This window comes from Streptomyces sp. NPDC059994 (genome assembly GCF_042737755.1).
In the GTDB taxonomy this organism is placed as follows: domain Bacteria; phylum Actinomycetota; class Actinomycetes; order Streptomycetales; family Streptomycetaceae; genus Streptomyces.
Genome location: NZ_JBHWUR010000034.1, coordinates 1 through 26,016 on the forward strand (window position 1 = coordinate 1; position 26,016 = coordinate 26,016).

A 26,016-nucleotide genomic window follows, 5' to 3' on the forward strand; every position below is an offset into this window, starting at 1 on the left:
GGTACGTCCGCCGGGCCTGCGGCCCCTGCACCCCGCTTCGGGGCTCCGCCCCGGACCCCGCTCCTCAAACGCCGGAGGGGCTGAATTGGGCCCGGACCCCGCTCCTCGCACGCCGGAAGGGCTGAATTGGGCCCGGTCCCGCCCCTCGCTCGCTGGAGGTACCTAAGGGGCGCGGGGAACTGCGCGACCAGCTCCCACCGGGCCGCGGACAAATCCCGCACCCCCCGGAGGGCTCCGCGGGGAACTGCGTGACCAGTCCCCACCGGGCGGCGGACAAATCCCGCACCCCCGGGAGGGCTCCGCGGGGAGTGCGCGACCAGTCCCCACCGGGCCGCGGACAAGCCCCGCACCCGCGTCCCCGTACGCTGGACCCCGTGCACGTACTTCACGACGCCCCCCTCGCCCCCCTCACCACCTTTCGGCTCGGTGGGCCGGCCGAGCGGCTGTTGACGGCCCTCAGCGATGACGAGGTCATCGAGGCCGTGCGGGAGGCCGATGGGGCGGGGGCGCCTCTGCTCGTCATCGGTGGCGGCAGCAATCTCGTCATCGGGGACAAGGGGTTCGCCGGGACCGCCCTGCGGATCGCCACCCGGGGTTTCTCCCTCGACGGCACCCGGCTCGAAGTGGCCGCCGGGGAGGTCTGGAGCGACACCGTGGCCCGGACCGTGGAGGCCGGGCTCGCCGGTATCGAGTGCCTGGCCGGGATTCCCGGGTCCGCCGGGGCCACCCCGATCCAGAACGTCGGCGCGTACGGCCAGGAGGTCTCCTCCACCATCCGCGAGGTCGTCGCGTACGACCGGGTCGAGCGGCGTACCGCCATCCTGAGTGCGGGTGAGTGCGACTTCTCCTATCGGCACAGCCGGTTCAAGGCTCTCCCCGAGCGGTACGTCGTCCTGCGCGTCCGGTTCGAGCTGGAGGACGCCGGCGGGCTCTCCGCGCCCATCAAGTACGCCGAGACCGCCCGCGCCCTCGGCGTCGAGCCCGGCGACCGCGTCCCGGCCGCCACCGCCCGCGAGACCGTCCTCAAGCTCCGGGCCGGCAAGGGCATGGTCCTCGACCCGGATGATCACGACACCTGGTCCGCCGGGTCCTTCTTCACCAATCCCATCCTGGGGGAGAGCCAGTACCGGGCCTTCCTCGCGAAGGTCGAGCAGCGGCTCGGCAGCGATGTCGCTCCGCCCGCCTGGGAACTCGGTGGTGGGCTCACCAAGACCTCCGCCGCCTGGCTCATCGACAAGGCCGGGTTCACCAAGGGGTACGGGTCCGGGCCCGCCCGGATCTCCACCAAGCACACCCTCGCCCTCACCAACCGCGGCGGCGCCACCACCGAGGACCTGCTCGCCCTCGCCCGCGAGGTCGTCGCGGGTGTGGAGCAGGCCTTCGGGGTGACGCTCGTCAATGAGCCGGTGACCGTCAACGCCGAGATCTGACCGGTCCGCAAGGACCGTCAGTACGACACGCAGACTCCCTGTTTCACCGTCTCCGGGTTGTCGATCATTCCCAGCATCGCGTCCGCCACGTCCGCCCGCCCGATCGTGCGGGCGCTGCGCGGGGTCGCCCCTATGGCCGTGCGGTAGGTGCCCGTCCTCGGTTTGTCGACCAGGCGGACCGGGCGTACCGCCGTCCAGTCCAGGGCCGAGGCGGCCAGCGTGGCCTCCGTGCGGCGCAGGTCCTCGTAGACGTCCTTGAGGACGCGCGTGACGATCGCCAGCGTGAGGCGGTCGAGGAACGGGTCGTCCGGCGCCTCCGGGCCCACCGGGCCCGCGCTGATCACCAGCAGGCGGCGGGTGCCCTCCGCGTCCATCGCCTTCACGATCGAGCGGGTCAGGCGCGCCGTGATGCCCGCTGCCGCGTCCGCCCGCTTGTTCGCGCCGAGCCCCGAGAGCACCGCGTCCGCGCCCGCCACCGCCGGGCGCAGGGAGTCGGGGGAAGCGAGATCCCCCCGGACCACCTCCAGGCCCGGGCCCGTCACCGCGAACCGTCCCGGGTCCCGCACCACCGCCGTCACCTGGTGTCCGGCGGTCAGCGCCTGCCTGACCACCTCCCCGCCGATCCTGCCCGTCGCACCGAAAACCGTGAGCTTCATTTGCGTCACCCTCCCCTGGTGGATACGTAATTACTCCGCCAAGGGTGCCTGAGGTGTTACGCGGCCAGCCAGGAATCCACCCCCGCGAGGAGCTTCGTCTTCACCTCTTGCGGCGCCGACGACCCCCGTACCGACTGCCGGGCCAGCTCGGCCAGCTCGGCGTCGGTGAAGGCGTGGTGGCGGCGGGCGATCTCGTACTGGGCGGCCAGCCGGGAGCCGAACAGGAGCGGGTCGTCGGCGCCGAGCGCCAGCGGCACGCCCGCCTCGTACAGCGTGCGCAGGGGGACGTCCTCGGGCTTCTCGTAGACGCCCAGGGCGACGTTGGAGGCGGGGCAGACCTCGCAGGTGATCCCGCGCTCGGCCAGGCGCTTCAGCAGCCGCGGGTCCTCGGCGGCGCGCACCCCGTGGCCGACGCGGGTGGCGTGCAGGTCGTCCAGGCAGTCCCGGATGGAGGCGGGGCCGTTCAGCTCGCCGCCGTGCGGCGCGGCCAGCAGGCCGCCCTCCCGGGCGATCGCGAAGGCGCGGTCGAAGTCCCGTGCCATGCCCCGGCGTTCGTCGTTGGAGAGGCCGAAGCCGACCACGCCCCTGTCCGCGTACCGCACGGCCAGCCGGGCCAGTGTGCGGGCGTCCAGGGGGTGCTTCATCCGGTTCGCCGCGACCAGCACCCGCATGCCGAGCCCCGTCTCGCGCGCGGCCGACTCGACCGCGTCCAGGATGATCTCCAGGGCGGGGATGAGCCCGCCCAGCGTCGGCGCGTACGACGTCGGGTCGACCTGGATCTCCAGCCAGCCAGAGCCGTCCCGCACGTCCTCCTCCGCGGCCTCGCGCACCAGCCGCTGGATGTCCTCGGGGGTGCGCAGACACGAGCGCGCGATGTCGTACAGGCGCTGGAAGCGGAACCAGCCGCGCTCGTCGGTGGCCCGCAGCTTCGGCGGCTCGCCGCTGGTCAGCGCTTCGGGGAGGTGAACCCCGTACTTGTCGGCGAGCTCCAGCAGGGTCGTGGGGCGCATCGACCCCGTGAAGTGCAGGTGCAGATGGGCCTTCGGCAGGTCTCGTACGTCGCGAACGTGCTCCATCGGCTGATCTTGCCGCACCCCGGGCCCGTCCGACAGCCCCTTTCCCCGATCGGGACCTTGCCCGAACGCAGGAACGGGCCACCGGCTCATGTGAGTCGGTGGCCCGTTCCGGACGGCGCGCCTCAGTCGCGCGCTTCCGCCAGCAGCTTCTGGATCCGCGAGACGCCCTCGACCAGGTCCTCGTCGCCCAGCGCGTAGGACAGACGGAGATAGCCCGGGGTGCCGAAGGCCTCGCCCGGAACGACCGCGACCTCGGCCTCGTCCAGGATCAGCGCGGCGAGCTCGACGGAGGTCTGCGGGCGCTTGCCGCGGATCTCCTTGCCGAGCAGGCCCTTCACCGAGGGGTACGCGTAGAAGGCGCCCTCGGGGGTCGGGCAGATCACGCCGTCGATCTCGCTGAGCATCTTCACCATGGTCTGGCGGCGGCGGTCGAAGGCCTTGCGCATCTCGGCGACCGCGTCGAGGTCGCCGGAGACCGCGGCGAGCGCCGCCACCTGGGAGACGTTGGCCACGTTGGACGTGGCGTGCGACTGCAGGTTGGTCGCGGCCTTGATGACGTCCTTGGGGCCGACGATCCACCCGACCCGCCAGCCGGTCATCGCGTACGTCTTGGCGACGCCGTTGACCACGATGCACTTGTCGCGCAGCTCGGGCAGGAGCGCCGGCAGCGACACGGAGACGGCGTCCCCGTAGACCAGGTGCTCGTAGATCTCGTCGGTCAGCACCCACAGGCCGTGCTCGACGGCCCAGCGGCCGATCGCCTCGGTCTCGGCCTCGGTGTACACCGAGCCGGTCGGGTTGGACGGGGAGACGAAGAGGACGACCTTGGTCTTCTCCGTACGAGCGGCCTCCAGCTGCTCGACCGAGACCCGGTAGCCGGTGGTCTCGTCGGCGACGACCTCGACCGGGACGCCGCCCGCGAGGCGGATCGACTCCGGGTAGGTGGTCCAGTACGGCGCCGGGACGATGACCTCGTCGCCCGGGTCCAGGATCGCCGCGAACGCCTCGTAGATCGCCTGCTTGCCGCCGTTGGTCACCAGGATCTGGGACGGGTCGACCTCGTAGCCGGAGTCGCGCAGGGTCTTCTCGGCGATGGCCTTCTTGAGCTCGGGCAGGCCGCCCGCCGGCGTGTAGCGGTGGTACTTCGGGTCGTGGCAGGCCGCGGCGGCCGCCTCGACGATGTAGTCCGGGGTCGGGAAGTCGGGCTCACCGGCGCCGAAGCCGATCACCGGCCGCCCGGCGGCCTTGAGGGCCTTGGCCTTGGCGTCGACGGCGAGGGTCGCGGACTCGGAGATCGCGCCGATGCGCGCGGACACCCGGCGCTCGGTCGGAGAAGTTGCAGCGCTCATACGGCCCATCGTCCCAGACCTGCCGCGCCCCGGGCACACCGGTTTCATGGACCGGACGGGGCAGTTGCACAGTGCTTTCGGCGCATCCGCGCGGAGCTGTCAGGAGCTATCTGTTCGACGCCGGGCCCCGGACCACGTACACTCACCTGTCGTTGGCCTCCACCAACCGATCGACCGCGGGCACTCGGTGCACTCGGCCGGATGCGGTAGGTTGGGGAACCACAAAGGGTCGTAGCTCAATTGGTAGAGCACTGGTCTCCAAAACCAGCGGTTGGGGGTTCAAGTCCCTCCGGCCCTGCTACACACACCTTCGCCAGGATGTGTGCGCATGTACGTACTTCTATGCACCGCCGTGCGGCTCCACCGGGCGCGGCACGGCCACGACCCGGAATCAGGTGAGAAGCGTGACGGACGCCGTGGGCTCCATCGACATGCCTGATGCCCAGGACGAGGCGTCTGCGGACCAGGAGTCCAAGAAGAAGGCCCGCAAGGGCGGCAAGCGCGGCAAGAAGGGCCCTCTGGGCCGTCTCGCGCTCTTCTACCGCCAGGTCGTCGCCGAGCTCCGCAAGGTGGTCTGGCCGACCCGGAACCAGTTGTCGACGTACACCACCGTGGTGATCGTGTTCGTCGTCATCATGATCGGGATCGTGACCACGATCGACACCGGATTCCAGCACGTCGTCAAGTACGTCTTCGGCTGATCCGCTGCGTAAGGGCGCCCACCCGGCGCCTTTTTCGCATTGTTCCACCCATCTGTAGCCAGGAAGAAGCAGCCACGTGTCTGACCCGAACCTGAACGACGCCATCGAGTCGGCGGAGTCCGTGGAGGACCAGCTCGACATCGTCGAGGCGGCGGACGCCGTGGACCCGGACCAGGCCGAGGCTGCCGACGCCGATGCGGGCGAGGCGGCCGAGCAGGCCGCCCTCCACGTCGAGGACGAGGACGAGCTGGAGGCCGCCGAGTCCGAGGACGAGGCCGCCGAGGCCGTCGCTGACGTCGAGGACGAGGACGCCACCGAAGCTGAGGCCGTCGAGGACGAGGACGCCACCGAAGCTGAGGCCGACGAGGACGAGGACGCCGAGGAGGCTCCCGCGGAGCCCGCCGCGCCCGTCGACGCCGTCGAGGCGCTCCGCCAGGAGCTGCGCGGCCTGCCCGGCGAGTGGTACGTCATCCACACCTACGCGGGCTACGAGAAGCGCGTGAAGGCGAACCTCGAACAGCGTGCCGTCTCGCTGAACGTCGAGGAGTTCATCTACCAGGCCGAGGTGCCCGAGGAAGAGATCGTCCAGATCAAGAACGGCGAGCGCAAGAACGTCCGGCAGAACAAGCTGCCCGGTTACGTTCTCGTCCGCATGGATCTGACGAACGAGTCCTGGGGCGTCGTCCGCAACACCCCGGGCGTCACCGGCTTCGTGGGCAACGCCTACGACCCGTACCCGCTGACCCTGGACGAGATCGTCAAGATGCTCGCCCCGGAGGCCGAGGAGAAGGCCGCCCGCGAGGCCGCCGCGGCCGAGGGCAAGCCGGCTCCGGCCCGCAAGGTCGAGGTCCAGGTGCTCGACTTCGAGGTCGGCGACTCGGTCACCGTCACCGACGGTCCGTTCGCCACGCTCCAGGCCACGATCAACGAGATCAACGCCGACTCGAAGAAGGTCAAGGGCCTCGTCGAGATCTTCGGCCGCGAGACTCCGGTCGAGCTCAGCTTCGACCAGATCCAGAAGAACTAGTTTCTTCCGGACCACACGTCTTCCGAACAGGTCAGACGGGCGCTTCAAAGCCCGTCTGACCTGCTCGGTTTTTAGCCGCAGACAGATACCCGTTATCGTTGTGCGGTATGCCTCCATCCGGATGACCGGATGCCAGGCGGTTCACTCTCACTAGGACCCGGAGAGAGCAATGCCTCCCAAGAAGAAGAAGGTCACGGGGCTTATCAAGCTCCAGATCAACGCCGGTGCGGCGAACCCGGCCCCGCCGGTCGGCCCCGCGCTCGGCCAGCACGGCGTCAACATCATGGAGTTCTGCAAGGCCTACAACGCGGCGACCGAGTCGCAGCGTGGCTGGGTGATCCCGGTGGAGATCACGGTCTACGAGGACCGCTCCTTCACCTTCATCACCAAGACTCCGCCGGCCGCGAAGATGATCCTCAAGGCCGCGGGTGTGGAGAAGGGCTCCGGCGAGCCGCACAAGACCAAGGTCGCGAAGATCACCGAGGCCCAGGTCCGCGAGATCGCCACGACGAAGCTCGCCGACCTGAACGCCAACGACCTGGACGCCGCGTCCAAGATCATCGCTGGCACCGCCCGTTCCATGGGCATCACGGTCGAGGGCTGATCCCAGCCTTCCCCGCCACGCGGCGGTAGCCGCAGGGTGAAACAGCCCCAGTGGTAGGACCAAGCGCTGGTCCGCACCACGACTCCATGCCTGAACCAACACAGGAGCAGAAGTGAAGCGCAGCAAGACTCTCCGCGCTGCGGACGCCAAGATCAACGCGGACAAGCTCTACGCCCCGCTTGAGGCCGTCCGTCTCGCCAAGGAGACCTCCGCGACCAAGTTCGACGGCACCGTCGAGGTCGCCTTCCGCCTGGGTGTCGACCCGCGCAAGGCCGACCAGATGGTCCGTGGCACCGTGAACCTCCCGCACGGCACCGGTAAGACCGCCCGGGTCCTGGTCTTCGCGACCGGTGACCGTGCCGAGGCCGCGCGTGCCGCCGGCGCCGACATCGTCGGCTCCGACGAGCTCATCGACGAGGTCGCCAAGGGCCGCCTGGACTTCGACGCCGTCGTCTCCACCCCGGACCTCATGGGCAAGGTCGGCCGCCTCGGCCGCGTGCTCGGTCCGCGTGGTCTGATGCCGAACCCGAAGACCGGTACGGTCACCCCCGACGTCGCCAAGGCCGTCGAGGAGATCAAGGGCGGCAAGATCGAGTTCCGCGTCGACAAGCACTCGAACCTGCACTTCATCATCGGCAAGGTGTCCTTCGACGACGCCAAGCTGGTGGAGAACTACGGCGCCGCTCTGGAGGAGATCCTCCGTCTGAAGCCGTCCGCCGCCAAGGGCCGGTACATCAAGAAGGCGACCCTCACCACCACGATGGGTCCCGGTATCGCGCTCGACTCCAACCGCACCCGCAACCTCCTCGTCGAGGAGGACCCGGCCGCGGTCTGAGCCTGACGGCTCGCATCGGCCAGTCCAGAGCCGGGCCCCGCGCCTCTTCGGAGGTGCGGGGCCCGGCTTTTGTCGCAACCGCGTCCCAACAGCCCCGGGCGGGCGCGGTGTTGTCGTACCCCTGCGCTACCGTCGACGGGCAAGGGAAAAGGCATTCGAGGGGGGACGCATGAACACCAGGTCCGTACGGCGTACGTGTATTTCGCTGGTGGCGGTGGGCGCGGCGCTCTCGGGGCTCGCCGCCTGCGGTGGCTCCGACAGCGGGGACAAGAAGAGCGCGCCCGCCAAGGAGCAGCACAAGGCCGGGTCGGACTTCAGCCCGGTCGCGGCTCTCCAGGCGGTGCAGAAGAAGACCGACGGGGTGGGCTCCGCCAAGGTCGAGACGACGATGTCGATGGGCACCGTGATGGGCCTTGAGGGCACCGGCACCCTGGCGTGGGGCAACGGGACGACCGGCGCCATGCGGATGAAGTACACCCAGGGCACCATGGCGCAGACCATGAAGCAGATGGGCAGCGACAGCATCGACGCCCGCTATCTGCGTGACGCCTACTTCGCGAACATGGGCCCCGCGTTCGCCAAGTCCCTCGGCGGCAAGCACTGGATCCGTTACGGCTATGACGACATGGCCAAGCTGATGGGCCCCAGCGGCGCCGTCATGAAGGACCAGATGCAGAACTCGACGCCCCAGCAGGGCGTGAAGGTGCTGCTCGCCTCGGGCGACGTCAAGAAGGTCGGCACCGAGGACGTCCGCGGCGTCCAGACCACGCACTACTCGGGCACGGTCGACATGGCCAAGCTGGTGGACAGCAGCTCGGGCCTGGACGCGAAGACGCTGGAAGCCTTCAAGTCCCAGATGACCAAGAGCGGCATCTCCACCGACACGGTCGACATCTGGGTGGACAAGGACGACCTCCTGGTGAAGAAGACCGAGCGCGCCGCGACGAAGAACGGCGAGATGAACACCACCGCCTTCTACGCGGACTATGGCGTCAAGGTCTCCGCCGAGGCCCCGGCGGCCTCCGACACCGTGGACTTCACGAGCCTGATCAAGCCCAAGTCGCCCACCCAGCAGTCGTAACCACACAACAGCAGTCGTAACCGCACAGCAGCGGTCGCAACCAACGCAACAGCGGTCATATTCAGTCTCGCCCGTCACACCCTTGGGTTACGGTGCAGATGATCGACCCGATCTACGGGATCACGGCACGGGGGAACAAGGGGTGGGGCACATGAGCAGGTCCGGATGGACGCGGGCGGCGCTGGCGACGGCGACGGCCGCCCTGGTGGTGGCCGGGGCCGCGGGCTGCGGTGGCGACGACAAGAAGGCCGACGGCGCCGCGGGCGCCAAGAAGGCCGCCGCCGCGCCGCAGTCCCGTACCGCCGCGTCGCAGGTGCTCGCGGCGGCGTACAAGAAGACCGCCGCGGCCAAGTCCGCGAAGGTCCGGATGACCATGTCGGCGCCCACTGCCGCAGGGGCGGGCGCGGAGAAGACCGAGACCAGCGGTGTCATGGCCTGGAACCCGACGGCCATGGACCTCACCGTGACCTCCTCGGCGGCCAAGGGCATGGCGGGCGCGCCCGAGAAGACCCGCATGCTCTGGGTGAACAACGTCATGTACATGGACATGGGCGCCATGGGCGAGTCCGCCAAGGAGTTCGGCGGCAAGCGCTGGATCAAGTTCGACCTGACGGCGCTCGCCAAGCAGTCGGGCAAGGACCAGCTGGTCAAGCAGATGACCGCCGGCATGGAGAACATGAACCAGGACCCGGCCCAGCAGCTCGCCCTGCTGCTCGACTCGCCGAACCTGAAGCACCTGGGCGCCGAGCAGGTCGACGGGGTCTCGTCCGAGCACTACAAGGGCACGCTCACCATCGACGAGATGATGAAGAGCAACAAGATGCTGGACACCCTGACCCCCAAGGAGCGCGAGCAGCTCCTGGCCAACATGAAGAAGACCGGGGTCCAGGGGTACGACACCGAGGTCTGGGTCAACACGGATGGCTACCCGGTCCGGATGGACGTCAACATGAGCAGCCCCCAGGGCAAGGTCGTCACGTCCACGCACTACTCGGACTACGGCACCAAGGCCCAGGTCACGGCCCCGCCCGCGGGCGAGACCACCGACCTGTTCGAGATGCTGAAGGGCCTGGGCGACCTGGGCAAGGACGCCGGAACGGGCGGCCTCGGCGGCGCCTGACGGCCCGGGCCGGCCGCCCCGTACGACCGGATTTGCTCGATCCGCCACCCGTCACGTACTCTTCCACAGAAGCCAAAGACCGCTGGTCGTTGCCGTTCCTTCGCAAGAGGGGGCGGTGGCCGAAGGATCCGCCGCATGCGGACGACCCGCGCAGGTGACTGTGGAAAGTTCCCGGACTCGTTCCGGTCGAGCTACGCCCCGTGCACTTGCGCCGGGGCGTTTTTCATGTTGCGGCCCCTTCTGAGCGGTCCTCATCACCCGGAAGGAGGCCGACGCCCATGGCAAGGCCCGACAAGGCTGCCGACGTAGCCGAGCTTGAGGACAAGTTCCGCAGCTCGAACGCCGTCGTGCTGACCGAGTACCGGGGTCTCACCGTGGCGCAGCTCAAGACGCTGCGCCGTTCGCTCGGTGAGAACGCCCAGTACGCCGTGGTGAAGAACACGCTGACCAAGATCGCGGCGAACAACGCCGGGATCACCTCGCTCGACGACCAGTTCACTGGTCCGACGGGTGCCGCCTTCATCACCGGTGACCCGGTGGAGTCGGCCAAGGGTCTGCGTGACTTCGCCAAGGAGAACCCGAACCTGATCATCAAGGGCGGTGTCCTTGACGGTAAGGCGCTGTCCGCCGATGAGATCAAGAAGCTTGCGGACCTTGAGTCCCGCGAGGTTCTGCTCAGCAAGCTGGCCGGCGCGTTCAAGGGCAAGCAGTCCCAGGCTGCCTCGCTCTTCCAGGCGCTGCCGTCGAAGTTCGTCCGCACTGCGGAAGCGCTTCGCGTCAAGCTCGCCGAGCAGGGCGGTGCCGAGTAATTCGGCTCGCGCAGTGATCTACGCCGCCTAGTGCGTAGGTCGTAGCGGGCCGTTACGCCCGCCTCTATATACAACCGGCACCTGCCGAATTAGTGGAAGGATCGCCCATCATGGCGAAGCTCTCTCAGGACGACCTCCTCGCCCAGTTCGAGGAGATGACCCTCATCGAGCTCTCCGAGTTCGTGAAGGCCTTCGAGGAGAAGTTCGACGTCACCGCCGCCGCGGCCGTCGCCGTTGCCGGCCCCGCCGCCGGTGGCCCCGCCGCCGAGGCCGAGGAGGAGAAGGACGAGTTCGACGTCATCCTCACCGGTGCGGGCGACAAGAAGATCCAGGTCATCAAGGTCGTGCGTGAGCTGACCTCGCTGGGTCTGAAGGAGGCCAAGGACCTCGTCGACGGCACCCCGAAGCCGGTCCTTGAGAAGGTCAACAAGGAGGCCGCCGAGAAGGCTGCCGAGTCCCTCAAGGCTGCCGGTGCGGCCGTCGAGGTCAAGTGACCTTGTGAGTCTTCTGACTCTTCTGTGCGTGACGTCCACGGGCGTGTAACGCGTACACACCGAAGGGCGATCACCCATCCGGGTGGTCGCCCTTCGGCGTACCCGGGCGACGCGTGACGGCAGCCTTGCACGGAGGGCGACAGGGAGTATGGTGATCATCGCCGTACGCCCCGTGTGCGCCTCGTAGCCGTAGCAGCCGTAACGGAGCGATCTCTGTGGAGTTGAGGGGTCTTGACGAACCGCACGCAGCGCGCAATTCTCAGGACGCGTCGTCACAAGGATCCGGATCCGAGGCATGGATCGACGGCGAAGAGGGCAGTAACGATGTGCGTCGTCACGGCGCGTGGCTTGCCGAGGTACTGAGAAGAACAATGAGGGTCGCGAAAAACCCGCCCTGGACATCAGTGGGCCGAGTGGCTACACTGACCCTTTGCGCTGCCTGTTAGCTGCCCCCTGCCCGTCACCAGGGGCATGCCCTCGCTTGAGCATCGTTGATTGAACTGCCCTGACCTGGCCTTCCAGCCTCCATCAGGAAATGTCTCTCTCTGTGCCCTCGTGGGACCGGTACGCGCGTAGTGAGTCCGAGCCCTCGGAAGGACCCCCTCTTGGCCGCCTCGCGCAACGCCTCGACCGCCAATACGAACAACGGCGCCAGCACCGCCCCGCTGCGCATCTCCTTTGCAAAGATCAAGGAGCCCCTCGAGGTTCCGAACCTCCTTGCGCTGCAAACCGAGAGCTTTGACTGGCTGCTCGGCAACGCCGCTTGGAAGGCTCGTGTCGAGTCGGCCCTGGAGAACGGACAGGACGTCCCCACCAAGTCCGGTCTGGAGGAGATCTTCGAGGAGATCTCCCCGATCGAGGACTTCAGCGGGTCGATGTCGCTGACCTTCCGCGACCACCGCTTCGAGCCGCCCAAGAACTCGATCGACGAGTGCAAGGAGCGCGACTTCACGTTCGCGGCCCCGCTCTTCGTCACCGCCGAGTTCACCAACAACGAGACCGGCGAGATCAAGTCCCAGACGGTCTTCATGGGCGACTTCCCGCTCATGACCAACAAGGGCACCTTCGTCATCAACGGCACCGAGCGTGTCGTCGTGTCGCAGCTTGTCCGCTCGCCGGGTGTCTACTTCGACTCCAACATCGACAAGACGTCCGACAAGGACATCTACACGGCCAAGATCATCCCGTCCCGGGGTGCCTGGCTTGAGATGGAGATCGACAAGCGCGACATGGTCGGTGTCCGCATCGACCGCAAGCGCAAGCAGTCCGTCACCGTCCTCCTGAAGGCTCTCGGCTGGACCACCGAGCAGATCCTTGAGGAGTTCGGCGAGTACGAGTCGATGCGCGCCACCCTGGAGAAGGACCACACCCAGGGCCAGGACGACGCGCTGCTCGACATCTACCGCAAGCTGCGCCCGGGCGAGCCGCCGACGCGCGAGGCCGCTCAGACGCTGCTTGAGAACCTCTACTTCAACCCGAAGCGCTACGACCTCGCGAAGGTCGGCCGCTACAAGGTGAACAAGAAGCTCGGCGCGGATGAGCCGCTGGACGCCGGCGTCCTCACCACGGACGACGTCATCGCGACCATCAAGTACCTGGTCAAGCTGCACGCGGGCGAGACCGAGACCACCGGTGAGTCGGGTCGGAACATCGTCGTCGAGACCGACGACATCGACCACTTCGGCAACCGTCGTCTGCGCAACGTCGGCGAGCTCATCCAGAACCAGGTCCGTACGGGTCTGGCGCGTATGGAGCGAGTCGTCCGCGAGCGGATGACGACCCAGGACGTCGAGGCGATCACGCCGCAGACCCTGATCAACATCCGGCCGGTCGTCGCCTCCATCAAGGAGTTCTTCGGCACCAGCCAGCTGTCGCAGTTCATGGACCAGAACAACCCGCTGTCGGGTCTCACCCACAAGCGCCGTCTGTCGGCGCTTGGCCCGGGTGGTCTCTCCCGTGAGCGGGCCGGCTTCGAGGTCCGTGACGTGCACCCGTCCCACTACGGCCGCATGTGCCCGATCGAGACCCCTGAAGGCCCGAACATCGGTCTGATCGGTTCGCTCGCCTCGTACGGCCGCGTCAACGCGTTCGGCTTCATCGAGACGCCGTACCGCAAGGTCGTCGACGGCCAGGTCACCGACGAGGTCGACTACATCACGGCCGACGAGGAAGACCGCTTCGTCATCGCGCAGGCCAACGCCGCGCTCAACGACGAGCTCCAGCTCACCGAGGCCCGCGTCCTGGTCCGCCGTCGTGGCGGCGAGGTCGACTACGTGCCGCCGGCCGAGGTGGACTACATCGACGTCTCGCCGCGCCAGATGGTGTCGGTCGCGACCGCGATGATCCCCTTCCTGGAGCACGACGACGCCAACCGTGCCCTCATGGGCGCGAACATGATGCGCCAGGCCGTGCCGCTCATCAAGTCCGAGGCGCCGCTCGTCGGCACCGGCATGGAGTACCGCTGCGCCACCGACGCGGGCGACGTGCTCAAGGCCGAGAAGGACGGTGTGGTCCAGGAGGTCTCCGCGGACTACATCACCATCGCCAACGACGACGGCACGTACACCACGTACCGCCTGCACAAGTTCTCCCGCTCGAACCAGGGCACCTCGGTCAACCAGAAGGTTGTCGTGGACGAGGGCGCGCGGATCATCGCGGGCCAGGTCCTCGCCGACGGTCCGGCGACCGAGAACGGCGAGATGGCGCTGGGCAAGAACCTGCTCGTGGCGTTCATGCCGTGGGAGGGTCACAACTACGAGGACGCGATCATCCTGTCGCAGCGCCTCGTGCAGGACGACGTCCTCTCCTCGATCCACATCGAGGAGCACGAGGTCGACGCCCGTGACACCAAGCTCGGCCCGGAGGAGATCACCCGGGACATCCCGAACGTCTCCGAGGAGGTCCTCGCCGACCTCGACGAGCGCGGCATCATCCGTATCGGTGCCGAGGTCGTCGCCGGCGACATCCTCGTCGGCAAGGTCACGCCCAAGGGCGAGACCGAGCTGACGCCGGAGGAGCGCCTGCTCCGCGCGATCTTCGGTGAGAAGGCCCGTGAGGTCCGTGACACCTCGCTGAAGGTGCCGCACGGCGAGACGGGCAAGATCATCGGTGTCCGCGTCTTCGACCGTGAAGAGGGCGACGAGCTGCCGCCGGGCGTGAACCAGCTGGTTCGTGTCTACGTGGCGCAGAAGCGCAAGATCACGGACGGTGACAAGCTCGCCGGCCGTCACGGCAACAAGGGTGTCATCTCCAAGATCCTGCCGATCGAGGACATGCCGTTCCTGGAGGACGGCACCCCGGTCGACATCATCCTCAACCCGCTGGGTGTCCCGTCCCGAATGAACCCGGGACAGGTCCTGGAGATCCACCTCGGCTGGCTCGCCAGCCGCGGCTGGGACGTCTCCGGTCTGGCCGACGACTGGGCCCAGCGCCTGCAGGCGATCGGCGCCGACCAGGTCGCCCCCGGCACCAACGTCGCGACGCCGGTCTTCGACGGCGCCCGCGAGGACGAGATCGCCGGTCTCTTCGAGGCCACGATCCCGAACCGCGACGGGGACCGCCTGGTCCAGCCGTCCGGCAAGGCCAACCTGTTCGACGGCCGCTCCGGCGAGCCGTTCCCGGACCCGATCTCGATCGGGTACATGTACATCCTGAAGCTGCACCACCTGGTCGACGACAAGCTCCACGCCCGCTCGACCGGTCCGTACTCGATGATCACCCAGCAGCCGCTGGGTGGTAAGGCCCAGTTCGGTGGCCAGCGCTTCGGTGAGATGGAGGTGTGGGCGCTGGAGGCATACGGCGCCGCCTACGCCCTCCAGGAGCTGCTGACCATCAAGTCCGACGACGTCACCGGCCGCGTGAAGGTCTACGAGGCCATCGTCAAGGGCGAGAACATCCCTGAGCCCGGCATTCCCGAGTCCTTCAAGGTGCTCATCAAGGAAATGCAGTCGCTCTGCCTCAACGTGGAGGTGCTGTCCTCGGACGGCATGTCCATCGAGATGCGCGACACGGACGAGGACGTCTTCCGCGCTGCGGAGGAGCTCGGTATCGACCTGTCCCGGCGCGAGCCGAGCAGCGTCGAAGAGGTCTGACGGGTCTGGCGGGGGCTCGCTAGAGCCCCCGCCGTCCCCGGGACCCCCCTCAGACCATCTTGAAGAATCGACCCCGAAAGAGGGATTGACGACAAGTGCTCGACGTCAACTTCTTCGACGAGCTGCGGATCGGCCTTGCTACCGCTGACGACATCCGTCAGTGGTCCCACGGTGAGGTCAAGAAGCCGGAGACCATCAACTACCGCACCCTCAAGCCCGAAAAGGACGGACTCTTCTGCGAGAAGATCTTCGGTCCGACCCGGGACTGGGAGTGCTACTGCGGTAAGTACAAGCGCGTTCGCTTCAAGGGCATCATCTGTGAGCGCTGTGGCGTCGAGGTCACGCGCGCCAAGGTGCGCCGTGAGCGGATGGGCCACATCGAGCTTGCCGCTCCCGTCACCCACATCTGGTACTTCAAGGGCGTCCCCTCGCGCCTTGGCTACCTGCTCGACCTCGCGCCGAAGGACCTTGAGAAGGTCATCTACTTCGCCGCGTACATGATCACGTTCGTGGACGAGGAGCGCCGTACGCGCGACCTGCCGTCGCTGGAGGCCCACGTCTCCGTCGAGCGCCAGCAGATCGAGAACCGCCGCGACGCCGACCTCGAAGCCCGCGCCAAGAAGCTTGAGACGGACCTCGCCGAGCTTGAGGCCGAGGGTGCCAAGGCCGATGTGCGCCGCAAGGTGCGCGAGGGTGCCGAGCGCGAGATGAAGCAGCTGCGCGACCGTGCGCAGCGCGAGATCGACCGTCTGGACGAGGTCTGGTCGCGCTTCAAGAACCTCAAGGTCCAGGACCTTGAGGGCGACGAGCTGCTCTACCGCGAGCTGCGTGACCGCTTCGGCACGTACTTCGACGGCTCGATGGGTGCCGCTGCCCTGCAGAGGCGCCTGGAGACCTTCGACCTCGACGAGGAGGCCGAGCGCCTCCGCGAGATCATCCGTACCGGCAAGGGCCAGAAGAAGACCCGTGCGCTCAAGCGCCTCAAGGTCGTCTCCGCGTTCCTGCAGACCAGCAACAGCCCCAAGGGCATGGTGCTGGACTGCGTCCCGGTCATCCCGCCGGACCTTCGCCCGATGGTGCAGCTGGACGGTGGCCGCTTCGCGACCTCCGACCTGAACGACCTGTACCGCCGTGTGATCAACCGCAACAACCGTCTGAAGCGTCTGCTCGACCTCGGTGCCCCCGAGATCATCGTGAACAACGAGAAGCGGATGCTCCAGGAGGCGGTCGACGCCCTCTTCGACAACGGCCGTCGTGGTCGCCCGGTCACGGGCCCCGGCAACCGTCCGCTGAAGTCCCTCAGCGACATGCTGAAGGGCAAGCAGGGTCGATTCCGTCAGAACCTGCTCGGCAAGCGTGTGGACTACTCCGCGCGTTCCGTCATCGTCGTCGGTCCGCAGCTGAAGCTGCACCAGTGCGGTCTGCCCAAGGCCATGGCGCTGGAGCTCTTCAAGCCGTTCGTGATGAAGCGCCTGGTGGACCTGAACCACGCGCAGAACATCAAGAGCGCCAAGCGGATGGTCGAGCGCGGCCGCACGGTCGTGTACGACGTCCTCGAAGAGGTCATCGCCGAGCACCCGGTTCTGCTGAACCGTGCGCCCACGCTGCACCGCCTCGGCATCCAGGCCTTCGAGCCCCAGCTGGTCGAGGGCAAGGCCATCCAGATCCACCCGCTCGTCTGCACCGCGTTCAACGCGGACTTCGACGGTGACCAGATGGCCGTGCACCTGCCGCTCTCCGCGGAGGCGCAGGCCGAGGCCCGCATCCTGATGCTGTCCTCGAACAACATCCTGAAGCCGGCCGACGGTCGTCCCGTCACCATGCCGACCCAGGACATGGTGCTCGGCCTCTTCTTCCTCACCACGGACGAGGAGGAGCGCGAGGTCAAGGGTGAAGGCCGCGCGTTCAACTCCACGGCTGAAGCGATCATGGCGTTCGACGCCCGGGAGCTCTCGCTCCAGGCGAAGGTCGACATCCGCTTCCCGATCGGCACCGTCCCGCCGCGTGGCTGGACCCCGCCGGTGGACCAGGACGGCGAGACGACCTGGCAGCAGGGCGACTCGTTCCGTCTGCGCACCTCCCTGGGCCGCGCGCTCTTCAACGAGCTGCTGCCCGAGGACTACCCGTTCGTCGACTACTCGGTGGGCAAGAAGCAGCTCTCCGAGATCGTCAACGACCTGGCCGAGCGCTACCCCAAGGTCATCGTGGCGGCGACGCTCGACAACCTGAAGGCGGCCGGCTTCTTCTGGGCGACCCGTTCCGGCGTCACCGTCGCCGTTTCGGACATCGTCGTCCCGGAGGCCAAGAAGGCCATCGTCCAGGGCTACGAGGCCCAGGACGAGAAGGTCCAGAAGCAGTACGAGCGCGGTCTGATCACCAAGGACGAGCGCACGCAGGAGCTCATCGCGATCTGGACCAAGGCGACCAACGAGGTCGCCGAGGCGATGAACGCGAACTTCCCGAAGACGAACCCCATCTTCATGATGGTTGACTCGGGTGCCCGAGGAAACATGATGCAGATGCGTCAGATCGCGGGTATGCGTGGTCTGGTGTCGAACGCGAAGAACGAGACCATCCCGCGTCCGATCAAGGCGTCCTTCCGCGAGGGCCTCACCGTTCTGGAGTACTTCATCTCCACGCACGGTGCCCGTAAGGGTCTGGCGGACACCGCCCTGCGTACCGCCGACTCGGGTTACCTGACCCGTCGTCTGGTGGACGTCTCGCAGGACGTGATCATCCGCGAGGAGGACTGCGGCACCGACCGCGGCCTGAAGCTGAAGATCGCGGTCAAGGGCGAGGACGGTGTGCTCCGCAAGACGGAGGACGTCGAGACCTCGGTCTACGCCCGCATGCTCGCCGAGGACGTCGTCGTCGACGGCAAGGTCATCGCGCCGGCCAACGTGGACCTCGGTGACGTGCTCATCGACGCGCTGGTCAACGCGGGCGTCGAGGAGGTCAAGACCCGCTCGGTCCTGACCTGTGAGTCGGCCGTCGGCACCTGTGCCTTCTGCTACGGCCGCTCGCTGGCCACCGGCAAGCTGGTCGACATCGGTGAGGCGGTCGGCATCATCGCCGCCCAGTCCATCGGTGAGCCCGGTACCCAGCTGACGATGCGTACCTTCCACACCGGTGGTGTGGCCGGTGACGACATCACCCAGGGTCTGCCCCGTGTCGTCGAGCTCTTCGAGGCTCGTACGCCGAAGGGTGTCGCCCCGATCTCCGAGGCGGACGGTCGCGTCCGTATCGAGGAGACCGAGAAGACCAAGAAGATCGTCATCACCCCCGACGACGGCAGCGACGAGACGGCGTTCCCGATCTCGAAGCGCGCCCGTCTGCTGGTGGGCGAGGGCGACCACGTCGGGGTGGGCCAGAAGCTCACCGTGGGTGCCACCAACCCGCACGACGTGCTCCGGATCCTCGGTCAGCGCGCGGTCCAGGTCCACCTGGTCGGCGAAGTCCAGAAGGTCTACAACTCGCAGGGCGTGTCGATCCACGACAAGCACATCGAGATCATCATCCGGCAGATGCTGCGCCGCGTGACGATCATCGAGTCCGGCGACGCGGAGCTGCTGCCGGGCGAGCTGGTCGAGCGCGGCAAGTTCGAGACCGAGAACCGTCGGGTCGTGACGGAAGGCGGCCACCCGGCCTCCGGCCGTCCGCAGCTGATGGGTATCACCAAGGCCTCGCTGGCGACGGAATCCTGGCTGTCGGCCGCCTCCTTCCAGGAGACGACCCGAGTCCTGACGGATGCGGCGATCAACGCCAAGTCCGACAGCCTCATCGGCCTCAAGGAGAACGTCATCATCGGTAAGCTCATCCCGGCCGGTACGGGTCTGTCCCGCTACCGCAACATCCGGGTGGAGCCGACCGAGGAGGCCAAGGCCGCGATGTACTCGGCCGTCGGCTACGACGACATCGACTACTCGCCGTTCGGCACCGGCTCCGGCCAGGCCGTTCCGCTGGAGGACTACGACTACGGTCCGTACAACCAGTAAGGCGTACGTCCACTGAAGGGCGCCCACTCCGTTTCACACGGGGTGGGCGCCCTTCGGCGTATCGTGGGTGGCCCTTGTCGAACGCATATGCGAAATACGAGCAGCGGGAGAGGCGGTGCGGCCGATGGCGGCGGGTGCTCAGGAGCGGCTGGTGGATGTGGTGGTGGCCGCGGTGGAGGTGGCGGCCGAGGCGGGGGAGTCCGGTACGTACACCGCCGATGTCGGCCGGACGCTCGGGGCGGTCGTGGCCAAGGTGGGGGCGCGGATCGCCGTCGACGGGGAGGCGCGGGGGTTCTCCAGCGGGTGGCGGGAGGCCATGGCGTTCGTGTCCGGGGGCGGCGCGGAGGGCGGGGCGCGGGTGGTCCGGATGCCGGTGCGCGGGGGAGAGGGCGAGGTCACTCCGGGGTGAGCGGCACGCGCCCCGGGGCGTTGCGGGGGCGCACGCTGATGGCGTGCGAGCGGGCACGCAAATATGGAGGAGAGCGACAAGGCCCGTAATCCTGGCACAAAATCCTTACAGCGCTGGCCGGGTGAGCCATTAATTCCTTGCGCGCAAGCGCGATAGTCTGACCCTTGCCGCGGAGGAGGCGATCACCATGACCACCAGCGAGCTGGACCGGTTCGCGACCTGGATCGAAGACCTGATCCGTCGGCGCGGCTTCGACATCGACAGCCCGCGCGGCGGCGGCAGGTCGCGCCTCGCCGACGAGGCCGGGGTGCACAGGGCCGCCGTCACCCGTCTGCTCCAGCGCCAGAGCATGCCCGACCTGGAGACCACCCGGCGGCTGGCGCATGTGCTCCAGGTGCCGGTACGGGAGATGCTGATCCGCTCCGGGCGGCTCACCGAGGACGATCTTCCGCTGCCGTCGCTGCGCGGTGCCGGTGCGGGTGGTGGCGGGGCGCCGTGGCGGCTGACCCTGGAAGAGGCGGCTGTCGGGCTCGGCGTGCCGCCGGAGCAGCGGGCGATGTTCATCAAGGTCGCGGGGCAGTTCCTGCCGGACGCGGCTTCCAGGGGGTCGGTGGAGTCCCGCTAGGCGCGGCTCTGGGGGTGCGGTGACCGCCCGCGGACCGTGCGCGGCTGATCGCTTCCCCCAAGTTCTCGGCTTCGCTCGAACAGGGCCCCCGTCGCGGCGGAGCCGCACCGTGTCACAGCCCCGCGCCCCCAAGGGCGCCGGCAAGCGCGTCGCGTACCGACAAGGGTGGCTCGGGGCCCCGCCCAGTAAGCTGTCACGGCCTGTCCCACGTCCCATGGGCGGGACCGGCGGCCAGGGGACGCGAGAGAGAGCCGTGCATGGCTGAGAGCGACGGGTTCTCCCGGCCCAGCGGCGACCGAGCCGGTCGTGCGGGCCGCGATCCCGGGTCCCGTCCACCCGGCGACCGCCGCGACCCGCGCCCCGCCTCCCCGTACGACCGCCCGGAAGGCGCCTCGACAGGTGCTGGGGCCTCCGGGGACCTGCCGCCGCCCCCGGACGGCCTGTCCGGGCTGCTGGCCTCCTTGGGGGCCCATCTCGAACGCCACTCCGCCGAGGAGCTGGTCGTCCTGCTCCGGGACGAGCTGGAGCGGCGTGAGCTGCGGGCGTACGCGGCGGGCTGGCGCGACGCGGCCGCCCAGTACCAGCTCGCCCTGGACGAGACCGCCTCGGCCGCCAGGGCGCGGAGCTTACGGAGAGTGGGCAGCCGGGCCGGGCAGGGTGAGGTCATCCCGCTGCGCAGGGAGTCCCGTACGCCGCCGGAGCCGGGAGAGATACCCGACACCCCGGAAGCCCCCGGGCCGTCCGCCTCCCCGCGGCCCCGTGCCGAGGACGCCGCGCCCGGGGCCGCGCCCGATCCCGACGCCCCGCCCGGCACACCGGGGCTCGTGCCCAAGAGCCCGCGTTCCAGGGCGCCGACGATCCCCCGGCTGGCCGCGCCGCGGCGGGAGCGGGGACGGGGGGCCGCGGAGTCTCCGGAGGGCGGGCCCGCGTGAGACGCGTCTCACCGGGTCCGCAGGGTGTCCCGCGTGTGGGTATTTGTTTTGACCCAAGTCGATGAGGTAGGTACGCTCAGACCTTGTGCCTGGGGTGTGCCTGGGCTCCCCTGCGTGCCTACGTCCGCAGGACGAGCCAGATACGGCCACCGCAATCTGCGCCCTCTCCGTGCCCACGGTGAGACCCGCAGTATTCGACACACCCGACCGCGTGGGTCGGCGACGTTCCAGGTTAGTTTCACCAACGGCACACAGAAACCGGAGAAGTAGTGCCTACGATCCAGCAGCTGGTCCGGAAGGGCCGGCAGGACAAGGTCGAGAAGACGAAGACGCCCGCGCTTGAGGCCTCGCCCCAGCGTCGCGGCGTCTGCACGCGTGTGTTCACGACCACCCCGAAGAAGCCGAACTCGGCGCTGCGGAAGGTCGCGCGTGTGCGTCTGACCTCCGGCATCGAGGTCACGGCCTACATTCCGGGTGAGGGACACAACCTGCAGGAGCACTCGATCGTGCTCGTGCGTGGTGGCCGTGTGAAGGACCTGCCGGGTGTTCGTTACAAGATCATCCGCGGTGCGCTTGACACGCAGGCTGTCAAGAACCGCAAGCAGGCCCGCAGCCGCTACGGCGCCAAGAAGGAGAAGTAAGAATGCCTCGTAAGGGCCCCGCCCCGAAGCGCCCGGTCATCATCGACCCGGTCTACCAGTCTCCTCTTGTCACCTCGCTGATCAACAAGATCCTGCTGGACGGCAAGCGCTCCACCGCCGAGCGCATCGTCTACGGCGCCATGGAAGGCCTCCGCGAGAAGACCAATGCTGACCCGGTCATCACGCTGAAGCGCGCGCTGGAGAACGTCAAGCCGTCCCTTGAGGTCAAGTCCCGCCGTGTCGGTGGCGCGACCTACCAGGTGCCGATCGAGGTCAAGCCCGGCCGCGCCGCCACCCTCTCGCTCCGCTGGATCGTGGGTTACTCCCGCGCCCGCCGCGAGAAGACCATGACCGAGCGCCTCATGAACGAGCTGCTCGACGCCTCCAACGGTCTTGGCGCTGCCGTCAAGAAGCGCGAGGACACGCACAAGATGGCCGAGTCCAACAAGGCCTTCGCGCACTACCGCTGGTAGTCGCAACCCACATCGAGACCGAGAGAAGACTGAGCCTTATGGCCACCACTTCGCTTGACCTGGCCAAGGTCCGCAATATTGGGATCATGGCCCACATCGACGCGGGCAAGACGACCACCACTGAGCGGATCCTGTTCTACACCGGCGTTTCGTACAAGATCGGTGAAGTCCACGACGGCGCAGCCACGATGGACTGGATGGAGCAGGAGCAGGAGCGCGGCATCACCATCACGTCCGCCGCGACGACCTGTCACTGGCCGCTTGAGGACGTCGACCACACCATCAACATCATCGACACCCCGGGTCACGTGGACTTCACGGTCGAGGTGGAGCGTTCGCTCCGCGTCCTCGACGGTGCCGTCACCGTGTTCGACGGTGTCGCGGGTGTGGAGCCGCAGTCCGAGACGGTCTGGCGTCAGGCCGACCGTTACGGCGTGCCGCGCATCTGCTTCGTCAACAAGCTCGACCGCACCGGCGCCGAGTTCCACCGCTGCGTCGACATGATCGTGGACCGCCTCGGCGCGACCCCGATCGTGATGCAGCTGCCGATCGGTGCCGAGGCGAACTTCGAGGGCGTTGTCGACCTCGTTCGTATGAAGGCTCTTGTCTGGTCCGCCGAGGCCACCAAGGGCGAGATGTACGACGTCGTCGACATCCCGGCCACGCACGTCGAAGCCGCTGAGGAGTGGCGCGGCAAGCTGGTCGAGACCGTCGCGGAGAACGACGACCAGATCATGGAGCTGTTCCTGGAGGGCGTCGAGCCCACCGAGGAGCAGCTGTACGCCGCGGTCCGTCGTATCACCATCGCGTCCGGCAAGGGCGGGGACACCACGGTGACCCCCGTCTTCTGCGGCACCGCGTTCAAGAACAAGGGCGTTCAGCCCCTGCTCGACGCGGTCGTGCGCTACCTGCCTTCGCCCCTGGACGTCGAGGCCATCGAGGGCCACGACGTCAAGGACGCCGAGGTTGTCGTCAAGCGCAAGCCGTCGGACGACGAGCCGCTGTCGGCTCTCGCGTTCAAGATCGCGAGCGACCCGCACCTCGGCAAGCTCACCTTCATCCGGATCTACTCCGGTCGCCTGGAGGCCGGCACCTCGGTGCTGAACTCCGTCAAGGGCAAGAAGGAGCGCATCGGCAAGATCTACCGCATGCACGCGAACAAGCGTGAGGAGATCGAAGCGGTGGGCGCCGGCGACATCGTCGCCGTCATGGGCCTGAAGCAGACCACCACCGGTGAGACGCTGTGCGACGAGAAGAACCCGGTCATCCTGGAGTCCATGGACTTCCCGGCGCCGGTCATTCAGGTCGCCATCGAGCCCAAGTCCAAGGGTGACCAGGAGAAGCTGGGTGTCGCCATCCAGCGTCTCGCGGAGGAGGACCCCTCCTTCCAGGTGCACTCGGACGAGGAGACCGGCCAGACCATCATCGGTGGTATGGGCGAGCTTCACCTCGACGTCCTCGTCGACCGTATGCGTCGCGAGTTCAAGGTCGAGGCGAACGTCGGCAAGCCGCAGGTCGCGTACCGCGAGACGATCCGCAAGGCCGTCGAGCGTCACGACTACACCCACAAGAAGCAGACCGGTGGTACCGGTCAGTTCGCCAAGGTGCAGATCGCGATCGAGCCCATCGAGGGCGGCGAGGCGTCGTACGAGTTCGTGAACAAGGTCACCGGTGGCCGCATCCCCCGGGAGTACATCCCGTCGGTGGACGCGGGTGCGCAGGAGGCCATGCAGTTCGGCATCCTGGCCGGCTACGAGATGACTGGCGTCCGCGTCATCCTTCTCGACGGTGGCTACCACGAGGTCGACTCCTCCGAGCTCGCGTTCAAGATCGCCGGTTCGCAGGCCTTCAAGGAGGCCGCGCGCAAGGCTTCCCCGGTGCTCCTTGAGCCGATGATGTCCGTCGAGGTCACCACGCCCGAGGACTACATGGGTGAAGTCATCGGTGACATCAACTCCCGCCGTGGCCAGATCCAGGCCATGGAGGAGCGCAGCGGCGCTCGCGTCGTGAAGGGCCTCGTGCCCCTCTCGGAGATGTTCGGCTATGTCGGAGACCTCCGCAGCAAGACCTCGGGTCGCGCAAGCTACTCGATGCAGTTCGACTCCTACGCCGAGGTTCCGCGGAACGTCGCCGAGGAGATCATCGCGAAGGCCAAGGGCGAGTAACTCTTCCGAGTTCAATCGCTTTAGGCTTGTCACCGGAGCCCAGTGGGGCATTCGGCGCAATGCGAGAGTATTGCGGTGAATGCCCCCGGCCCCGGCATCCCAGCAAAGATCACCTGGCGCCGATGAGTAAGGCGTACCAGAACCACTCCGCAGGAGGACCCCAGTGGCGAAGGCAAAGTTCGAGCGGACTAAGCCGCACGTCAACATCGGCACCATCGGTCACATCGACCACGGTAAGACGACCCTCACGGCCGCCATTACCAAGGTGCTGCACGACGCGTACCCGGACCTGAACGAGGCCTCGGCCTTCGACCAGATCGACAAGGCTCCCGAGGAGCGCCAGCGCGGTATCACGATCTCGATCGCGCACGTCGAGTACCAGACGGAGTCGCGTCACTACGCGCACGTCGACTGCCCGGGTCACGCTGACTACATCAAGAACATGATCACGGGTGCGGCGCAGATGGACGGCGCCATCCTCGTGGTCGCGGCCACCGACGGCCCGATGCCGCAGACCAAGGAGCACGTGCTCCTGGCCCGCCAGGTCGGCGTTCCGTACATCGTCGTCGCCCTGAACAAGGCCGACATGGTGGACGACGAGGAGATCCTGGAGCTCGTCGAGCTTGAGGTCCGTGAGCTCCTCTCCGAGTACGAGTTCCCGGGCGACGACCTTCCGGTCGTCCAGGTCTCGGCGCTCAAGGCCCTTGAGGGCGACGCCAAGTGGGGCCAGACCGTCCTCGACCTGATGAAGGCCGTCGACGAGTCCATCCCGCAGCCCGAGCGTGACGTCGACAAGCCGTTCCTGATGCCGATCGAGGACGTCTTCACGATCACCGGTCGTGGCACCGTCGTCACCGGTCGTATCGAGCGTGGTGTCCTCAAGGTCAACGAGACCGTCGACATCATCGGCATCAAGACCGAGAAGACCACCACCACGGTCACCGGCATCGAGATGTTCCGCAAGCTGCTCGACGAGGGCCAGGCCGGTGAGAACGTCGGTCTGCTCCTCCGTGGCATCAAGCGCGAGGACGTCGAGCGCGGCCAGGTCATCATCAAGCCCGGTTCGGTCACGCCGCACACCGAGTTCGAGGCCCAGGCGTACATCCTGTCCAAGGACGAGGGTGGCCGTCACACGCCGTTCTTCAACAACTACCGCCCGCAGTTCTACTTCCGTACGACTGACGTGACCGGTGTCGTTACCCTCCCCGAGGGCACCGAGATGGTCATGCCGGGTGACAACACCTCCATGACGGTGAACCTGATTCAGCCCGTCGCCATGGAGGAGGGCCTCAAGTTCGCCATCCGTGAGGGTGGCCGGACCGTGGGCGCCGGCCAGGTCGTCAAGATCAACAAGTAATTACTTGTTGTCTGACCTGGTAGCTCGCAACTGAGCACCAAGAGAGGGGCCCCCCCCCCAAAGGGCGGGGCCCGCGTTCGGGTCGCGGGACAACCCCCGGCGTTGTTTAAGGGTCTCAACCCGCCGCCCCCCCCCCACGACCCCCC

Annotated in this window: 20 protein-coding genes and 1 tRNA gene; 18 read left to right on the top strand and 3 right to left on the bottom strand. The window is 67.7% G+C overall.

Translation table 11 applies throughout. The annotated features are described in order from the left end of the window. The first annotated feature begins 374 nt into the window (after positions 1 to 374). Positions 375 to 1,430: a UDP-N-acetylmuramate dehydrogenase gene (locus ACFWA7_RS18735; protein ID WP_385540254.1), complete on the top strand. Its 1,056-nt coding sequence runs from the start codon at positions 375 to 377 to the stop codon at positions 1,428 to 1,430. A gap of 17 nt (positions 1,431 to 1,447) precedes the next feature. On the opposite strand, the gene ACFWA7_RS18740 is transcribed toward ACFWA7_RS18735, so the two are convergent. The 3 genes from ACFWA7_RS18740 to ACFWA7_RS18750 form a co-directional block, all read right to left on the bottom strand. After that, positions 1,448 to 2,086 (bottom strand): NAD(P)-dependent oxidoreductase, encoded by a 639-nt coding sequence (locus ACFWA7_RS18740; RefSeq protein WP_385823964.1) that lies wholly within the window; start codon positions 2,084 to 2,086, stop codon positions 1,448 to 1,450. A 56-nt stretch (positions 2,087 to 2,142) separates the two neighbouring features. Then, a complete protein-coding gene (locus tag ACFWA7_RS18745) occupies positions 2,143 to 3,162 on the bottom strand; it encodes an adenosine deaminase (protein WP_385540258.1) in 1,020 nt (339 codons plus the stop codon). Between the two features lie 122 nt (positions 3,163 to 3,284). After that, complete coding sequence (locus tag ACFWA7_RS18750; RefSeq protein ID WP_385540260.1) at positions 3,285 to 4,511, bottom strand: pyridoxal phosphate-dependent aminotransferase; 1,227 nt, start codon at positions 4,509 to 4,511, stop codon at positions 3,285 to 3,287. Positions 4,512 to 4,736: 225 nt separating this feature from the next. On the opposite strand from ACFWA7_RS18750, the gene ACFWA7_RS18755 reads away from it, so the two are divergent. The 17 genes from ACFWA7_RS18755 to tuf all read left to right on the top strand — a co-directional run bounded on the left by ACFWA7_RS18755 (position 4,737) and on the right by tuf (position 25,870). Further along, positions 4,737 to 4,809 (top strand) — tRNA-Trp (locus ACFWA7_RS18755). A gap of 106 nt (positions 4,810 to 4,915) precedes the next feature. Then, positions 4,916 to 5,212, top strand: coding sequence for a preprotein translocase subunit SecE (gene secE / locus ACFWA7_RS18760; protein WP_385540262.1), 297 nt, complete (start codon positions 4,916 to 4,918; stop codon positions 5,210 to 5,212). Between the two features lie 76 nt (positions 5,213 to 5,288). After that, positions 5,289 to 6,239 carry a transcription termination/antitermination protein NusG gene (gene nusG / locus ACFWA7_RS18765; RefSeq protein WP_385823966.1) on the top strand — a complete coding sequence of 317 codons (951 nt, stop codon included), beginning with the start codon at positions 5,289 to 5,291 and terminating at the stop codon, positions 6,237 to 6,239. Positions 6,240 to 6,408: 169 nt separating this feature from the next. Then, positions 6,409 to 6,843 (top strand): 50S ribosomal protein L11, encoded by a 435-nt coding sequence (gene rplK / locus ACFWA7_RS18770; RefSeq protein ID WP_053731185.1) that lies wholly within the window; start codon positions 6,409 to 6,411, stop codon positions 6,841 to 6,843. A gap of 112 nt (positions 6,844 to 6,955) precedes the next feature. Continuing rightward, complete coding sequence (gene rplA, locus ACFWA7_RS18775) at positions 6,956 to 7,678, top strand: 50S ribosomal protein L1 (protein WP_385540265.1); 723 nt, start codon at positions 6,956 to 6,958, stop codon at positions 7,676 to 7,678. 169 nt (positions 7,679 to 7,847) lie between these two features. Continuing rightward, positions 7,848 to 8,759 (top strand): hypothetical protein, encoded by a 912-nt coding sequence (locus ACFWA7_RS18780; RefSeq protein WP_385540267.1) that lies wholly within the window; start codon positions 7,848 to 7,850, stop codon positions 8,757 to 8,759. Between the two features lie 151 nt (positions 8,760 to 8,910). Then, the gene (locus ACFWA7_RS18785) at positions 8,911 to 9,879 is read left to right on the top strand and encodes a hypothetical protein (RefSeq protein ID WP_385823968.1); all 969 of its coding nucleotides are present in this window, start codon (positions 8,911 to 8,913) and stop codon (positions 9,877 to 9,879) included. A gap of 278 nt (positions 9,880 to 10,157) precedes the next feature. Beyond that, positions 10,158 to 10,688 (top strand): 50S ribosomal protein L10, encoded by a 531-nt coding sequence (gene rplJ, locus ACFWA7_RS18790; protein ID WP_358833573.1) that lies wholly within the window; start codon positions 10,158 to 10,160, stop codon positions 10,686 to 10,688. A 110-nt stretch (positions 10,689 to 10,798) separates the two neighbouring features. Next, complete coding sequence (rplL, locus tag ACFWA7_RS18795) at positions 10,799 to 11,182, top strand: 50S ribosomal protein L7/L12 (protein ID WP_283142066.1); 384 nt, start codon at positions 10,799 to 10,801, stop codon at positions 11,180 to 11,182. Positions 11,183 to 11,787: 605 nt separating this feature from the next. Beyond that, positions 11,788 to 15,273 carry a DNA-directed RNA polymerase subunit beta gene (gene rpoB, locus ACFWA7_RS18800; protein ID WP_371654185.1) on the top strand — a complete coding sequence of 1,162 codons (3,486 nt, stop codon included), beginning with the start codon at positions 11,788 to 11,790 and terminating at the stop codon, positions 15,271 to 15,273. A 95-nt stretch (positions 15,274 to 15,368) separates the two neighbouring features. Then, the gene (locus ACFWA7_RS18805; protein ID WP_385540273.1) at positions 15,369 to 19,268 is read left to right on the top strand and encodes a DNA-directed RNA polymerase subunit beta'; all 3,900 of its coding nucleotides are present in this window, start codon (positions 15,369 to 15,371) and stop codon (positions 19,266 to 19,268) included. Positions 19,269 to 19,392: 124 nt separating this feature from the next. Continuing rightward, positions 19,393 to 19,677 (top strand): hypothetical protein, encoded by a 285-nt coding sequence (locus ACFWA7_RS18810; RefSeq protein ID WP_385823971.1) that lies wholly within the window; start codon positions 19,393 to 19,395, stop codon positions 19,675 to 19,677. Positions 19,678 to 19,864: 187 nt separating this feature from the next. Then, positions 19,865 to 20,302 carry a helix-turn-helix domain-containing protein gene (locus tag ACFWA7_RS18815; RefSeq protein WP_385540277.1) on the top strand — a complete coding sequence of 146 codons (438 nt, stop codon included), beginning with the start codon at positions 19,865 to 19,867 and terminating at the stop codon, positions 20,300 to 20,302. A gap of 1,201 nt (positions 20,303 to 21,503) precedes the next feature. Further along, positions 21,504 to 21,875: a 30S ribosomal protein S12 gene (gene rpsL / locus ACFWA7_RS18820; RefSeq protein ID WP_007265893.1), complete on the top strand. Its 372-nt coding sequence runs from the start codon at positions 21,504 to 21,506 to the stop codon at positions 21,873 to 21,875. A gap of 2 nt (positions 21,876 to 21,877) precedes the next feature. Beyond that, positions 21,878 to 22,348, top strand: a complete 471-nt coding sequence (gene rpsG, locus ACFWA7_RS18825) for a 30S ribosomal protein S7 (RefSeq protein ID WP_266659751.1) — start codon at positions 21,878 to 21,880, stop codon at positions 22,346 to 22,348. A 38-nt stretch (positions 22,349 to 22,386) separates the two neighbouring features. Continuing rightward, complete coding sequence (gene fusA / locus ACFWA7_RS18830) at positions 22,387 to 24,513, top strand: elongation factor G (protein ID WP_385540279.1); 2,127 nt, start codon at positions 22,387 to 22,389, stop codon at positions 24,511 to 24,513. A gap of 163 nt (positions 24,514 to 24,676) precedes the next feature. Next, positions 24,677 to 25,870, top strand: coding sequence for an elongation factor Tu (tuf, locus tag ACFWA7_RS18835; RefSeq protein ID WP_371654191.1), 1,194 nt, complete (start codon positions 24,677 to 24,679; stop codon positions 25,868 to 25,870). The last annotated feature ends 146 nt before the right edge of the window (positions 25,871 to 26,016 follow it).

What these genes read in the sequence shown, in the direction of transcription:
- ACFWA7_RS18785 (WP_385823968.1), top strand. Translation starts at nt 8,911, where the DNA reads ATGAGCAGGTCCGGATGGACGCGGGCGGCGCTGGCGACGGCGACGGCC.
- rplL (WP_283142066.1), top strand. Translation starts at nt 10,799, where the DNA reads ATGGCGAAGCTCTCTCAGGACGACCTCCTCGCCCAGTTCGAGGAGATG.
- ACFWA7_RS18810 (WP_385823971.1), top strand. Translation starts at nt 19,393, where the DNA reads ATGGCGGCGGGTGCTCAGGAGCGGCTGGTGGATGTGGTGGTGGCCGCG.
- fusA (WP_385540279.1), top strand. Translation starts at nt 22,387, where the DNA reads ATGGCCACCACTTCGCTTGACCTGGCCAAGGTCCGCAATATTGGGATC.
- rpsG (WP_266659751.1), top strand. Translation starts at nt 21,878, where the DNA reads ATGCCTCGTAAGGGCCCCGCCCCGAAGCGCCCGGTCATCATCGACCCG.
- ACFWA7_RS18745 (WP_385540258.1), bottom strand. Translation starts at nt 3,162, where the DNA reads ATGGAGCACGTTCGCGACGTACGAGACCTGCCGAAGGCCCATCTGCAC.
- rplK (WP_053731185.1), top strand. Translation starts at nt 6,409, where the DNA reads ATGCCTCCCAAGAAGAAGAAGGTCACGGGGCTTATCAAGCTCCAGATC.
- ACFWA7_RS18780 (WP_385540267.1), top strand. Translation starts at nt 7,848, where the DNA reads ATGAACACCAGGTCCGTACGGCGTACGTGTATTTCGCTGGTGGCGGTG.
- ACFWA7_RS18750 (WP_385540260.1), bottom strand. Translation starts at nt 4,511, where the DNA reads ATGAGCGCTGCAACTTCTCCGACCGAGCGCCGGGTGTCCGCGCGCATC.
- rplJ (WP_358833573.1), top strand. Translation starts at nt 10,158, where the DNA reads ATGGCAAGGCCCGACAAGGCTGCCGACGTAGCCGAGCTTGAGGACAAG.
- ACFWA7_RS18815 (WP_385540277.1), top strand. Translation starts at nt 19,865, where the DNA reads ATGACCACCAGCGAGCTGGACCGGTTCGCGACCTGGATCGAAGACCTG.
- ACFWA7_RS18740 (WP_385823964.1), bottom strand. Translation starts at nt 2,086, where the DNA reads ATGAAGCTCACGGTTTTCGGTGCGACGGGCAGGATCGGCGGGGAGGTG.